The following is a 13,786-nucleotide window of genomic DNA, read 5'->3' on the forward strand; positions in this document are numbered from 1 at the left end:
TTGCGTTTCAGTATTCCGCGGCTGCTTTGTCGGTTCGAGGCGAACCGTTGTAGCTGTTTGGCGAGGTCTGCTGGAACAGCACCATGAGCGTGTTGCGAACGCCCTTGAAGTTGCTCAATGTCTCGCGTCCGTGCCAGCTTTGTTTGTCGCGAGAGTCCGAGACGGCAAAGCCGTAGCCGCTGTTGGGACGGAATTCGAAGCGCTTCAACTCTTCAAAAGAGCTGCCGAATAATTTCTTGTGGCGGCGATAGACCGATGTGCCGAGATCCATCTGGCTCATGTCTGGCGCGAGATAGAACTGAGTTGTGACGATCTTATTCAAGCCATCGCAGTGCGGCTTGATCTTGTAATCCTCGGTGTCGCGCACCAGACGAACTTCATACGCGCATGCCTTGTCCACGACGGCGTCTTTCGAGATGCCGAAGCGCTTGGTGAGATCCGGCGCGAGTTTTGCGAATGTCGCTCGGCGATATTCTGGGCGCGTCACGACGTCGACGAGGTCGCGCCAGACTTGCTGCGACTTTGGCGGCAGCTTGGCGATTGCGTCTTCCGTCAGATGAAACTGATCGCGACTGCTCTCTCCGTCCGGGCGAACGTAGAGGCGCATGTTCAGCGGCTCATAAAGTTTCGGATCAGGGAAGTTCGCGAGCATGTCCGCATAAAAGTCATCGGGAAACCAACCGGCGCCGTAATAGTGGCAGTAGGGATCGGTTTCGAGCGGAACGCTGTGAAGCTTTGCGATCATGTGATCGAAGATTCGATCGGCGCGCGTGTTCGCTACGAGATGGCTTTCTGCAAACTGCGTTTCGGGCATTGCCATAACAAGCTGTCTCCCCTGAAAGCTCTCAACAGTGCGCCTGCTGGCGCGACGGTGGAACTTGCAGACCTGCTTGTGGGCGATTTCATGGAATGTGCGCGGAAAGTGCGCGATTTCTTGCGCGCTGTTCCCTAACGTACAATGCCGCGAATTCGTTTGCGCTTCATGGGCTTGCAGTTGTGTCGGCGGCTACTGTTTCTCAATTGCCACGGGCAAAAGTGAGCTGCATCGACGTTTTCAGCAGCTCATCGTACACGGCGAGCGTCAGGCGCTGCATTTTGAACGTTGAGAACATTTCCATCACGTGTCTGCGGGCGCGTGCGCCGATTTCGGCTCGTGCCGCGTCGCCGAGCGAGAGCGCTTCAAGCAGTACGCTTTCGTAATTGTCGATATCGCCAGGTGCGACGAGCCATCCTGTTCGATCACTCGCAGCAACGCGCGGCGGTGCGAGTACGGTTTCGGGCGGCGCTCCGATGTTGGTCGAGATCACGGGACACGCCATCGCCTGCGCTTCTGCAGCGGCGCGGCCGAAAGCCTCTGGTTCGTTCGATGCAACGAATGCGATATGCGAGGCTGAGAAGGCTGCGGGTATATCATCGACGTGGCCGACGAGGCGTACGATACCTTCGAGCCCCGTGCTCGCGATCTGGTCCAACAGTCCCTGGCGATAGTCGTCGCGGCCTTGGGCGTCGCCCGCGAGAATGAAAACGCAATCACGGACCTTGTCGCGAATGCGCGCGGCGGCTGCGATGACGTCGCCCTGGCCTTTCCATTTGGTCAAGCGCGCGGCGTGCAGAACGATGCGCTGGTCGTCGGCCACGCCCCACTTGTCGCGCAATTTTTTAACGCGCTCCGCCGAAACGACTGCGGGATCGAACGCATCGAGATCGACGCCGCGATAAATGACGCGGATGCGCTCCTCCGGAGTGGCGTAGCGCTTCTTCACGATGTCGGCGGTGTAGCGAGAATTTGCGATCACGATATCGCCGCGCGCCATGACACTATTATAGAGGCGCTTGGCGCGGCCTTTCTCATTATAAATGCCGTGATACGTCGTGACGAACGGCAGTTTCGCGCGCCGCGCTGCGATGAGCGCGCTCCACGCCGGTGCGCGGCTTCGCGCGTGAATGAGGTCGACGTTCTCCTTGCGCGCGATGCGTTCGATCGCGGTGGCGTTGGCAAGAAGCTTCATCGGATTTTTCGTCGCTGCAGGGAAGATCACCAACTCGCCGCCGACTGAGGCAAGGCGATCTGCCATGCGTCCGCCCTCGCTCAGAACGATTGCGCGTCCGCCTGCGCGAACGACGGCGGCGGCGATCTCGATCGCCGACAATTCGGCGCCGCCGGTGGCGAGTTCCGGAATGATCTGCAATATGGTAGGGCGCTTCAGGCCCATGAGCTCACGGCCCATGAATCGCTCCAATCGAAATGACGAGGTTGTTTAAGGTGCCAGGCGACGAACCGCAAACGCTGATCGTTGGAGACGGCAAGGGACAGCGCCGCATCGCCTATCGCACGGCGGTCTCCGGCACCGCAAACGCGACGGGGCTGTTCTGGCTTTCCGGCTTTATGTCCGACATGGCTTCGACGAAGGCTGTGGCCGTTGCGGAATGGGCTGCGGCGCGCGGGCTTTCCTCGACGCGTTTCGATTACTCGGGGCACGGCGTCTCCGATGGGCCGTTTACGGACGGGACAATCGGACGCTGGCTCGAAGAAGCCTGTGCGGTGTTCACGCGCGTCACGTCGGGCCCGCAGGTGATCATCGGGTCGAGCATGGGCGGGCATATCGCGCTGCTGCTTCTGCGCAAGCTTGTGCGCGAGCAGCCGGCGGATGCTCAGCGCGTCAAAGGGCTGGTTCTCATCGCGCCCGCGTGGGACATGACGGAAGAGCTGATGTGGAAGCGCTTCGGCGATGAAGCGCGGCGCGCCATTCTCGAACGCGGCGTATATGAGCAGCCGTCGGCTTATGGTTCGCCGTATCCGATCACGCGCGGGCTGATCGAGGATGGTCGCAAGCATCTTCTGGCGCGCGAGCCGTTCGATCCGGGACGGCCGATCGCGATCCTCCAGGGGCTGCAGGATCCGGATGTTCCGGCTGTGCATACGCGCGAGCTAACGGAATTTCTAACCGGCGGTCATGTCAAACTCGTCGAGATCGCGGACGGCGAGCATCGTCTCTCGCGGCCGCAGGATCTGGCGTTGCTGTTCGATGAAATCGGCAAGCTCATCTAGCGGCGACGCCGTTATTTGCCGTCGGCGGAATTGTCGTTGTTGCTGTCTTGCAGACCTTCCGCGACGGCATCCTCGAGCGCCGATGCTCCGACCTGTTGTGCGGTCATTTCAGGCACGACCCACATGCGGAATGCGTGGGTTACAAGCGCATTATCGCACGTCAGATCGCCGTTGAGCTTCCGGCATGTGGAATCTGCGGCAACGGTATAGGCGCCATCGGAAACGCCGCGGCTTTCTCCGACCTCGACGACCTGGATCTGGGTTTCGGGTTGAAACGCGACGTTGCGAAATGCGCAGGCGGATTTGCCGCTGCAAGAGTCGCCGGTTGGCGTTTCCGTCGTCTTGAGCGCGACGGCCTCGGAGCGCGGCATCGGTTTGGCGGGCGAATCCAAGCCGTTCGAAATCCAGCATTGCTGGTCGAAGCAGATGATCGGATCGGATTTCACGTGCGCCTGCTCGGTGTCGTCCGGATCGAGCACGATCAGCACGGTCGCACGCGTGTCAGGACGTGCGGGCACAGCGTCCGGCACAGTTGCTGCTTTCGTATCGGCCGTTTGACGCCGCTGGATCATAGCCGGCTGAGCGGGAGCGACCGGTTTCGCGGCGGGTTCGGTTGTTTGTGGCGGCGCCGGAGGCGGATTAACGATGGGTTCCGGCGCTGCGGAGGGAGCAGGCTGCGCGATCACGAGCGGAGCGGGCTCTGCAATTACTTTGCGGCGCTCGGCTTGCTCGGCCCGTGCGTTTTCAAGCATCTCCGTTTCGTAGTCGAGGCCGGGTGCCGTCGGCTCCGATTTTGTGATGCGCGCAGGCTTCGGCTTGGCGCGCGGCGGCGCGGGTGCCGCTCGATCGGCATCAATGAATTTCTGCGCGATGGCCTGCGCCGGATCGATGGGTTCGGCCGCTGCCGGGCGCGATGATAGGGGCGACGCTGCCAGCATGGTCAGCACGGTGCTTATGACAACGATAGCCCGCATAATAATTCGCCCGCATTCGAAACGCCGGCGCTCGAAGTGCGCGGCGTCGATGAGAGCATATGTATGCCTCATTCCGGCGGAATGGCGGAGAACGTGTGACGATCGTAAAAAATTCGGAATTATGAAGTGGCGATGGCTTTAAGGCCTTCGATGTAGGTGGGATATGCGAGCTTGACGCCCAGGTCGTTTTTCATGCGCGCATTCGAGACTTTTTTGCTTTCGGCGTAGAAGCTGCGCGCCATCGGCGACAGGCTAGCGTCGGTCGGATCGGTGGCTGGCGGGCAGGGGACGCCTAAAATTTCCGCGCCGTACGCAATGACGTCCTGAGGCGGGGCGGGCAAATCATCGGTGACGTTGAAGACGTGAATGCCGGAGGCAAGCCCGAGGGCGGCTTCGGTTGCAGTTGCGATGTCGTCGACGTGGACGCGATTGGTGACCTGGCCGGGTTTGAAAATCCGGCGGGCTTTGCCTGCGCGGAGCTGGTCGATGGCGCTGCGGCCCGGACCGTAAATTCCGGGGAGGCGCAGGACGACAATCGTCTTGCCGCTCGCGCGGCCAAGTTCGATCCAGGCGTTCTCGGCGTCGAGGCGGCGCTTGCCGCGGTCCGTGACGGGCCCCGGCGGAGTCGTTTCGTCGACCCATTCACCCTTTGAATCGCCGTAGACGCTGATCGAAGAAAAATATCCGATCCACGCAATCGAGGGGCTCGCAGCGATGTCCGATGCGTAGACGCGGTAAGCCGGATCGCCGTCCTCGCCGGGCGGAATGGACAGCAGGATGTGCGTTGATCGGCTGAGTGCATCGGCGATGGCGGAATCGCGTTCGCGTCCGTCGAATACGAAGGCTTCGTATCCGTGCTGCTTCAAGGCTTCCGCCTTTTCAGCGGTCGTCGCAGTGCCGGAAATGCTCCAGCCTTTTGCGGCGAGGCGGCGCGAGAGTACGCCCGCGCTGTAGCCCAGGCCGAAGCAAAAAAGTCGGTTCATGCGGAATGTCCTTCGAGGGGCTGAGCCCATTCGCGCGCGACATCGGGATCGGCTTCGCGCGCTTCGTAGCGGGATTTAAAGGGTGCGAACTCTTCTTCGCGCATCAGACGTTTTGCCGACCAGATCGCCATGGCGCGAACAAGCGGAGACTCGTCTTCGAATAGCGGTGTGATCAAGCGCAGCAACGATCGATCGCCGGAGTTTCCAGCTGCGATAAGCGTGTTGCGGATGATGCGGTTGCGTCCCGTGCGTTTCACCGGCGTTCCCGCAAAGCGTTGGCGAAACGCGGCATCGTCGAGCGCCAGCAGATCGGTAAGCGGCGGGTTGTCGGTCGCGGGCTGCGCGGCGAAGCGGATCTCGGTCGCGGCGGAGGCAAATTTATTCCACGGGCAGACGGCGAGGCAGTCGTCGCAGCCGAATACGCGATTGCCCATCGGCTCGCGAAATTCCAGCGGGATATGACCTTTGTGCTCGATTGACAGGTAGGCGAGACAGCGGCGTGCATCGAGCTGATACGGAGCCGGAAACGCCTTCGTCGGGCAGATGTCGAGACAACGCGTGCAGGAGCCGCAGCGGCTGACTTCTTCGGCATCCGGTGCGAGGGCCGCCGTCGTCAGGATCGCGCCGAGAAAGAGCCAGTCGCCATGCTCGCGCGAAACAAGAACTGTATGTTTGCCCTGCCAGCCGAGGCCCGCCCTCATCGCGAGCGGCTTCTCCATCAATGGAGCGGTGTCGACGAAGACCTTGACGTCGGCGCCCGATTTCGCCGCGAAGGTGCGCGCCAGTGATTTGATTTTTTTCTTCACGACGTCGTGGTAGTCGCGGCCCTTCGCATAGACCGAGATGACACCGCGGTCGCGCTCGGCAAGGGCATCGAGCGGGTTGTCGGGCGGCGCGTAAGACTGGCCGATCATGATCGCGCTTTTCGCTTCCGGCCAAAGGCGATTGGGATCGCCGCGCCGGTCGGCGTTCTCTTCCATCCAGTCCATGTCGCCGTGGCGGCCATGTTTCAGAAAATAATCGAGCCGTTCGGCAAGCTCGCCCGAGGCGTCGAGCCGCGCGATGCCGATAGCGTCGAGGCCGAGCTTGCGCGCCTCGTCGCGGAGCATGACGTTCAGGTCAGTTGCGGCGGTAACGCTATCGAGCACGGTCAACGGCCAAGGCCAAACTACGGGTCAAAAATCGAGGTCCGAATACGCGAGCGGCGGCGAGGAGCCCGGCACGCGATCAGCAAGGAGCGCGCGGAACGACGGCCGCGACTTGATCTTCTGATACCAAGCCTTGACCGCGGGATACTCGTGCCAGGGCATCTCGCCCAGATAGTCCACGATAGAGATATGCGCCGCCGCTGCGAAATCGGCAAAGCTCAAATCGTCGCCCGCCAGCCAGCGCCGCGCATCGGCGAGATAACCCGTATAGGCGAGATGGTAACGAAGATTGGCGCGGACGGCGCGCAGAATGGCGGGATCGGGGGCTGCGCCGCCCGACGGCTGCATCGTCTGGTAAACCTTTTCGTTCAGCAGTTCACGCGAGACCTCGCGGTCGAATTTGCCGTGAAACCAGTCGACGAGACGGCGAACTTCGGCGCGGTCCTCGCGATTGCCGGGAAATAGCGGCGGCGGTTTCGGGCCCATGACCGAGGCGCTTGGCACGGGCTCGTCGCCGATGAACTCTGAAATCGAATAAGCGCCGCACAGCGTCAGGCCGTTGTCGTATTCGAGAACGGGCATCTCGCCGGCCGGATTTTTCGCCAGGAAGCCTTTCCGCCATTCCCACGGATTTTCGTCGAGCAGCGTCACCTCGACGCCGTATTCGGCGAGCGCGAGGCGGATCGAGCGGGAACGCGGGCAAAGCCGGTATTGTGTCAAGCGTGTGGGCATCGGGCCTCTTCGATTGCGACGCAGCGACTATACCTTCGGCCTAGGCCGATTCGAAGGCATCAGTGCCAAAACCGGAGCTATGGCGCGGAGGCGAATTCTGCTAACGCTCCCGCGGTTGTGCCTGAGGGGGAATAGATTTCATGCATTCTTGGGAAGCCTTGCTGCTCGGGCTGATCGAGGGATTGACCGAGTTTCTCCCGGTCTCATCGACCGCGCACCTTCTGCTGACGGAGGAATTGCTCGGTGTCAAATCGACGGGCCGGACGTTCGAGGTGCTCATTCAGCTCGGCGCGATCCTGGCGCTGCTGACGGTTTATTCCGGCCGTCTCTGGCATCTCGTTTCCGCGCTGCCGAGCGATGCGAGGTCGCGGCGTTTCGTGCTGGCGGTGCTCATCGCCTTTCTGCCAGCGGCGGTCATCGGCGCAGCCGCGCACAGCTTCATCAAGAATTATCTGTTCGAATCGCCGCTGATCATCTGCATCGCGCTGGTGCTCGGCGGCATCGTTTTGCTGTTCATCGACCGGTTGCCGCTGAAGCCACGTTATCATGACGTGATGGATCTTCCGTTGCTCAGTGCGCTGGGTATCGGGTTCTGCCAGTGTCTCGCGATGATCCCGGGCGTGTCGCGTTCGGGCTCGTCGATCGTCGGCGCGATGCTTCTCGGCGCGGACAAGCGCACGGCTGCGGAATTCTCGTTCTTTCTCGCCATGCCCACGATGACCGGCGCGTTCGCCTACGATCTTTACAAGAACTGGTCGATTCTCACGCCGGACGATGTCGGAATGATCGCAATCGGCTTCGTCGCTGCGTTCGTCGCGGGTGTCGTGGTCGTGCGCTATGCGCTCGATTTCATTGCGCGCCGCGGATTGTCGTTCTTCGGCTGGTGGCGGCTTCTCGTCGGCGGCGTCGGGCTCGGCGCGCTGGCGGTGCTGCATTGATGCATAAAAAAACGCCCCGCGAACGGGGCGTTTTTTATTGAAGACATTTGTCGAGCGACAGGGTCACGCGGCATTCGATGTCAGCGGCTTCGTCAGCACGAGACGCAATTCGTTGACATCCTTGGCATTGCGAAGGCCTTCGAGCGTTGCCGGATCGCGGATCAAACGCGAGATGCGTGCGAGCGCTTTCAGATGATCGCCGCCGGCCTGCTCGGGCGCGAGCAGGAAGAACAGCAGGTCGACAGGCTCGCCGTCATGGCTGTCGAATGGGATGGGCTTTTCGAGGCGTGCGAACAGGCAGGTAATCGCCTTGGCCATAGGGAGCTTGATGTGGGGTATCGCAATCCCACGGCCGAGGCTTGTGGAGCTTAGCCGCTCGCGCTGTAACAGAGCGGTGTAGATCTCATGCGCTGGAGCGCCCGTTGCGGCCTCGGCTTTGGTCGCCAGCGCCTGAAGCGCCTGCTTTTTGTCCTCTGCCTTCAGCCGCGGAACAATTCCGTCCGGGGCGAGCATGTCCTCGATATTCATCTAGGCTCCATAGAAAAAACAGCGCCGAGCCAATCGCGTCTTGCGACGCGCCCCACTCTCGCGGCCGGCGCTGGTGATCAAAGATCCGGTTGTCCTCAGTCTACAGGTTTTGCAGCGGCTGCCGTTTCTGCGTCTATCCAGCCAATGTTACCATCGTTACGCCGGTAAACGACATTCAGCCCCCCGTGGGCCGCATTCTTGAAAATCATGAAAGGCGCTTCAGACAAATCGAGCTGCATGACCGCTTCGCTGACTGTCATGTGGCCGATGTTGCGTTGGCCTTCAGCGATGATAAGCGGATTCGCGTCGTGATGCTCCGGCTGATCCTCTTCCCCTACGCTCACGACATAGTCGCGCGCTTCCATGTCGATCTTGCGGCGCGCGGCTGCTTCCGGAGAGGAATGATTTTTGATCCGGCTCTTATAGCGCCGGACGCGGGACTCGAGACGGTGCGCCGCGGAATCGACGCTGGTGTAGGCATCGTCGCCTTCGCCGTGAGCTTCGAGCAGCAGACCGCTCGTCAAGCGCACGGAGCATGACGTTTTGAAGAAACCGCGCTCACGCTCCAGCCGGACGTGCCCATCGGGCACGCGGTCCAGATACTTGTTCAGCACCGTGTGAATCTTATCGCTGGCGTAAGCCTGGAATGCGTTTCCTGCGTCGAGATTCTTTCCGGTTATTTGGATTGTCATGGATGTCTGCACTCGCTGAAATCTGGGCTGTTTTCTACGTGCATTCCCACGCCGCGATTTGGCGACGTTCCCGATACACGATTGCAAGTGCGTTCGTCGGCGACAAGCCCATTATTTCGCCAAAGCGTTAGGCCGTGAGCGGATCGCTGTCAAATCACGCTTGGAGTATAAAATTACCTAAAAAATATAGTTCAATCAACGCGTTGTTTCTGATCTGCATCAACCGGCCCCGCCTAGTCTTTCGACCAGCCGCTTGTCGCGGCGGCGCTGAACTGATGACGGAATGCGCATGGCCTCGCGATATTTGGCGACAGTGCGGCGAGCGATGTCGATGCCCTCGCCTTTCAACCGGTCGACAAGCTGATCATCGGAGAGAACCGCGTCGGCGTGCTCGGCGTCGATCAGCTGCTTGATGCGGTGACGAACGGACTCGGACGAATGAGCTTCGCCGTCGGCGGCCGATGCGATGGCCGAGGTGAAGAAGTATTTCAGTTCAAAGATGCCACGCGGTGTCGCGATATATTTGTTCGAGGTGACGCGCGAGACGGTCGACTCGTGCATCGAGATCGCGTCGGCGATGGTTCTGAGGTTCAACGGCCTGAGATGCTGCACGCCGTACATGAAGAAGCTGTCCTGCTGGCGCACGATTTGCTCGGCGACCTTCAGAATCGTGCGCGCGCGCTGATCGAGGCTTTTCACGAGCCAGTTCGCGGTTTGCAGGCAGTCGAAGAGATAGCCCTTGTCACGCTCGTTCGTCGCGGTCTTGGCGATGCGCGTGTAATATGTGCGGTTGACGAGAACGCGGGGCAGCGTGTCGCTGTTCAGCTCGACGTGCCAGCCGCCATCGGACGCGGCGCGTACGATCACGTCGGGCACGACCGGCTGCATTTGCACGGAGCCGAACTTCAAGCCGGGTTTCGGATTGAGCCGCTTGATCTCGCGGATCATGTCGGCAAGCTCGTCCATATCGACGCCGACGGCTTTCTTTAGCGCCGCGAGATTGCGATTGCCGAGGAGGTCGAGGTTGGCCAGCAACTCGGCCATCAACGGATCGTAGCGGTTCTGATCTTTCAGCTGCAATGCGAGGCATTCGGCGAGCGACCGCGCGAAAATTCCAGGCGGATCGAATGTCTGCAACTTGTCGAGAACGCTTTCGACGAGCTCGAGCGGGGCGCCGAGACGGTCCGACAGAGGCTCGAGGTTGGCTGGGATGTAGCCTGCTTCGTCGACGAGATCGACGAGGTATTGGCCGATGATGCGCTCGACCGGATCGACGATCGTCAGTGGCAATTGGGCGTTGAGATGATCGCGAAGCGATACCTGATTGGCGACGTAATCCTCGAGATCGCTATCGCCATCGCCACCGGAATGCATGCGCTGCGTAACGTTTGCCCAGCCGAGGCCCGATGAAGGGCCGCCGAGCGGTTCGCCTGTTCCCGGTCCCTGGAAGACGTTGCCGAAATCGGTGTCGAGGCCGCCGGAATGATCCTGCACGGGCTGCCTCAGATCCAGCCAGCGTTCTTCATCGATCGAGGATGTTCTTTCCTCGGCTTGCGATACGGGATCATCCGAGGTTTTCGCTGCAGCGCTCGTTTCCTCGCGCTCCAGTAAGGGATTTTTTTCCAGTTCGGCGTCGACGAATTCGGTCAGTTCCATGTTCGAGAGCTGCAAGAGCCGGATGGCCTGCTGCAGCTGTGGTGTCATCACCAGCTGCTGGCCCTGTCTCAGCTCAAGTTTTGCAGAAAGCGCCATGCGCTAACCCGCTGCTCCGTAGGCTAAACTCTGCGGACAGCTGTACTCAACGCGTATTAACGAACATATCGCCAAGGTAGACTCGCCGCACGTCTTCATTCGATATGATTTCAGAAGGTTTGCCTTGTGTCAGAACCTGACCATCGTAGATAATATAAGCGCGATCAATAAGACTTAAGGTTTCGCGAACGTTGTGATCCGTAATCAGCACCCCGATGCCGCGCTCCGTCAAGTGGCGGACGAGCTGCTGGATGTCGCCAACCGCGATCGGATCGATGCCAGCGAACGGTTCGTCAAGCAACATGAACGAAGGTCGGGAGGCGAGTGCACGGGCAATTTCGCAGCGCCGCCGTTCGCCGCCGGAGAGCGCCAGCGCCGGCGATTTCCTGAGGCGCGTAATTGAAAATTCCTCAAGCAGGCTATCGAGTTGCTCGCGCCGGGCTTTGCGATCGGGCTCGATCAGTTCCAGCACGGCCATGATGTTCTGCTCGACCGTCAGACCGCGGAAGATCGAGGCTTCCTGCGGCAGGTAGCCGACGCCGAGACGGGCGCGCTGGTACATCGGCAGGCTGGTGACGTTCTCGCCGTCGATCGTGATGCGACCGTCGTCGGCGGCGACGAGCCCGGTAATCATGTAGAAAACCGTCGTCTTGCCAGCGCCGTTCGGTCCCAGAAGTCCGACGGATTCCCCGCGGCCAACCGCGAGGCTGACGCCCTTCACCACCATTCGCTTGCGATAGGATTTCTTAACGTGGAAGGCGGTGAGCCAGCCCTCGGCGCCGATGGCGTGCGGATCGTCTTCGCTCGGAGCGCTCGGCTGGGCATGGCCGTTGGTATGCGCGTGTCCGTTCGCTCCGGCTTGCGCGGCAGCGGCGCCTTTCGATTTGAGGCGGATCGGTAGGGCCTTGAACACTTATCGCCTCTCCACGCAACACGCGTTGTCGGGACATGGTCTCAAATCGATGTCGAGGTCAACGTGACGAACGGGCTTGCCAGCCATCAACAGCATCCGCAGCGCCCTTTATCTTTTTGCCGAACTCACCGGGATAGAAGACTGCGCTCGGCCGGTCGGCCTTGATGATTTGACCGTTTTTGCTGACGTCGCCCGCAGAGACCATCGAGCTTTCACTCGACGCGGTGGGCTCGGTCTTGATCGTCGCCTGTCCCGTCGTCATGTCGATGAGCAGCTTCGTACCTCGCACGACGTTCTTTCCTTGCGTCAGCACGACATTGCCGCCGAGTTTCGCCAGGTTGGTCTTGACGTCGACTTCCGCCCAATCGCCGGAGGCTTTCTGGCCGTCCTTGGAGACGACGGTCACGTCCTTCTTGGCGCGGATGTGCGTTAGCGATGCGCCGGACTTGGCTTTGTCGTCGGACATGCCGAGGCCGCTGCGGCCCGTATAGTAGGCGGTCATTTCACCGGATTGAATCGTGAAGTTGCCTTGCACGGTCACGACGTTGCCAGTGAAGAGAGCGGTCTTCGCGTTGTCGTCGACATCCAGGCGATCGGACGTCACGTCGTAAGGGGCGTTGGGGTCCGTCTTGAAGGCTTGGCCGAACGGAATTCCTTCGGCGGATCCCGTTTCGTCCGAGTCGGCGTTTTTCGCGGGCTGCTTGCCGGCTGGCTTGGTGAAGTGCGCGGTGATCCGGCCGGCGGATGTTTCGGTTTCGGCCGTCAGCTGCATCTTGCTGGTGGCGCGATGATAGACAAGGCGACGGCCTTTGAGCACGTTCTGGCCCTGCGTTACGACGACGGGACCGGTGAGGGTCAATTTCTGATTGGCCTCGTCGTATTCGGCGCGATCTCCAACGGCTTTCTTGTCCGCGCCCTGCGTCAGCACGACATCGCCTTCGAGAACGGCGAGCTGTGCCGCCGTGTCGAAGGTTGCGGTTCGGCTCGTCGCCGTTTCACCGGAGGCTTGCGTCAGCGTCACGGACTCTTTCGCGACGACCTGCTTGACCTTGGTTCCACCTTCGGCCGGTGTCTGCTTGCTCTCATCCGCACCCGCTTCCGGCGTCACTTGACCTTCGTAGGTCACCGCCATTTCCGGAGCGACCAAGGTAGAGCCGCCTTGCGTTGCGGTCACCTGACCGGTGAACAGCGCAACCTTCTTGTTGTCGTCGACGTCGAGACGGCTCGATGCGACGTCGATCGGTTCACCGGATTTGCCGAACGGGAGCGTCGGCTGCGCCGTCTGATCGGCGGACGGGGCTTGCTCTTTCGGCTTGATGTGCGTGCGCACGTTGTCGACGAAGGTATATTCCTTCGTCTTCTGCCGGATCGTCAGCTGATTGGACAGGATCTGGCCGGCGCCCATCGTGATCGTCGAGGGTTGGTCGGACGTGATCACGCCTTCCTTGGTTCTCACCAGGGCGTGGGTCAGCGTTGCGTTCAATCCGCCGTCGCCCGTAACATTGATCGAGTCGTAAAGTTCGAGCGTATTGGCCTTGTTGTCGAAGGTGCCCCGCTTGGCGACGAGATGCGTCTTCTGCTTCTTGACGTCGAGCAAGTCGCCGGTGATGCCGTCCAGGTGCACGACGGTGAGCGTCTTCAGATCCTGCTGCGCCGTTTCAGCTTTGACCCAGTAGCGGCCGCCGTCGGACTGGAACCCTTCGTAGTGCGGGTTCTTCATCTTGAGATTTTCGGCGACGATTTGCGGGATCTGGATGTCGGCGATCTTCGGGCCGATGCCGACGCCGTTCAAAACCGTCATCAGGAAAACGGCAATCGTTCCGGCGGCGATCAGCGGCAGAACAACCTTCAACCGCCGCACAGTCCTGGTATGTTTAGACGCGACGCGGCGGCTCGTCGTGCGATCGGCAGCGAACACAATTTTGCTGCCGGACGCGCGCCCACGGCCGCTCGTTACGGTGCTGTCAGATATGGCAGCCATCGCGGCTCATGATTTTCGCCCCCAAGAAGTCGCCCCAATGTCTGCCGTAATTGGGGAGACTTTGGGACATCCGCAATCCGGACTGTTCAGGCCCCT

General features: G+C 60.8%; 13 protein-coding genes. 2 read left to right on the forward strand and 11 right to left on the reverse strand.

The genetic code is table 11. The annotated features are described in order from the left end of the window. Positions 1 to 7: 7 nt before the first annotated feature. Positions 8 to 820, reverse strand: coding sequence for a hypothetical protein (locus tag HDEN_RS01885; RefSeq protein WP_013214428.1), 813 nt, complete (start codon positions 818 to 820; stop codon positions 8 to 10). Between the two features lie 196 nt (positions 821 to 1,016). Further along, positions 1,017 to 2,228: a glycosyltransferase family 4 protein gene (locus tag HDEN_RS01890; protein ID WP_013214429.1), complete on the reverse strand. Its 1,212-nt coding sequence runs from the start codon at positions 2,226 to 2,228 to the stop codon at positions 1,017 to 1,019. Positions 2,229 to 2,245: 17 nt separating this feature from the next. Between HDEN_RS01890 and HDEN_RS01895 the strand changes: the two genes are divergently transcribed. Continuing rightward, on the forward strand, positions 2,246 to 3,049 hold the full coding sequence (locus tag HDEN_RS01895) for an alpha/beta hydrolase (protein WP_041921497.1): 804 nt from the start codon (positions 2,246 to 2,248) through the stop codon (positions 3,047 to 3,049). A gap of 11 nt (positions 3,050 to 3,060) precedes the next feature. Here the strand turns inward: HDEN_RS01895 and HDEN_RS01900 are convergent, their stop codons facing one another. The 4 genes from HDEN_RS01900 to HDEN_RS01915 all read right to left on the reverse strand — a co-directional run bounded on the left by HDEN_RS01900 (position 3,061) and on the right by HDEN_RS01915 (position 6,886). After that, entirely contained in the window at positions 3,061 to 4,023 is a 963-nt protein-coding gene (locus HDEN_RS01900) for a hypothetical protein (protein WP_210160335.1), read from the reverse strand. Between the two features lie 119 nt (positions 4,024 to 4,142). Next, positions 4,143 to 5,006: an SDR family oxidoreductase gene (locus HDEN_RS01905; RefSeq protein WP_013214432.1), complete on the reverse strand. Its 864-nt coding sequence runs from the start codon at positions 5,004 to 5,006 to the stop codon at positions 4,143 to 4,145. Continuing rightward, a complete protein-coding gene (queG, locus tag HDEN_RS01910) occupies positions 5,003 to 6,115 on the reverse strand; it encodes a tRNA epoxyqueuosine(34) reductase QueG (protein WP_049775366.1) in 1,113 nt (370 codons plus the stop codon). The genes HDEN_RS01905 and queG overlap by 4 nt, the downstream gene beginning before the upstream one ends. Positions 6,116 to 6,181: 66 nt before the next feature. Beyond that, positions 6,182 to 6,886 (reverse strand): glutathione S-transferase family protein, encoded by a 705-nt coding sequence (locus HDEN_RS01915; RefSeq protein ID WP_013214434.1) that lies wholly within the window; start codon positions 6,884 to 6,886, stop codon positions 6,182 to 6,184. 131 nt (positions 6,887 to 7,017) lie between these two features. Between HDEN_RS01915 and HDEN_RS01920 the strand changes: the two genes are divergently transcribed. After that, positions 7,018 to 7,824 (forward strand): undecaprenyl-diphosphate phosphatase, encoded by an 807-nt coding sequence (locus HDEN_RS01920; RefSeq protein WP_210160344.1) that lies wholly within the window; start codon positions 7,018 to 7,020, stop codon positions 7,822 to 7,824. 63 nt (positions 7,825 to 7,887) lie between these two features. On the opposite strand, the gene HDEN_RS01925 is transcribed toward HDEN_RS01920, so the two are convergent. The 5 genes from HDEN_RS01925 to lptC form a co-directional block, all read right to left on the reverse strand. Beyond that, positions 7,888 to 8,352, reverse strand: coding sequence for a PTS sugar transporter subunit IIA (locus HDEN_RS01925; RefSeq protein WP_013214436.1), 465 nt, complete (start codon positions 8,350 to 8,352; stop codon positions 7,888 to 7,890). Positions 8,353 to 8,447: 95 nt separating this feature from the next. Further along, on the reverse strand, positions 8,448 to 9,044 hold the full coding sequence (hpf, locus tag HDEN_RS01930; protein ID WP_013214437.1) for a ribosome hibernation-promoting factor, HPF/YfiA family: 597 nt from the start codon (positions 9,042 to 9,044) through the stop codon (positions 8,448 to 8,450). Between the two features lie 219 nt (positions 9,045 to 9,263). Beyond that, complete coding sequence (gene rpoN, locus HDEN_RS01935) at positions 9,264 to 10,796, reverse strand: RNA polymerase factor sigma-54 (RefSeq protein ID WP_013214438.1); 1,533 nt, start codon at positions 10,794 to 10,796, stop codon at positions 9,264 to 9,266. Between the two features lie 46 nt (positions 10,797 to 10,842). Beyond that, the gene (gene lptB, locus HDEN_RS01940) at positions 10,843 to 11,709 is read right to left on the reverse strand and encodes an LPS export ABC transporter ATP-binding protein (RefSeq protein ID WP_013214439.1); all 867 of its coding nucleotides are present in this window, start codon (positions 11,707 to 11,709) and stop codon (positions 10,843 to 10,845) included. A 58-nt stretch (positions 11,710 to 11,767) separates the two neighbouring features. Next, positions 11,768 to 13,690 (reverse strand): LPS export ABC transporter periplasmic protein LptC, encoded by a 1,923-nt coding sequence (gene lptC / locus HDEN_RS01945; protein WP_013214440.1) that lies wholly within the window; start codon positions 13,688 to 13,690, stop codon positions 11,768 to 11,770. Positions 13,691 to 13,786: the final 96 nt, after the last annotated feature.

Source organism: Hyphomicrobium denitrificans ATCC 51888 (assembly GCF_000143145.1).
Lineage (GTDB): Bacteria > Pseudomonadota > Alphaproteobacteria > Rhizobiales > Hyphomicrobiaceae > Hyphomicrobium_B > Hyphomicrobium_B denitrificans.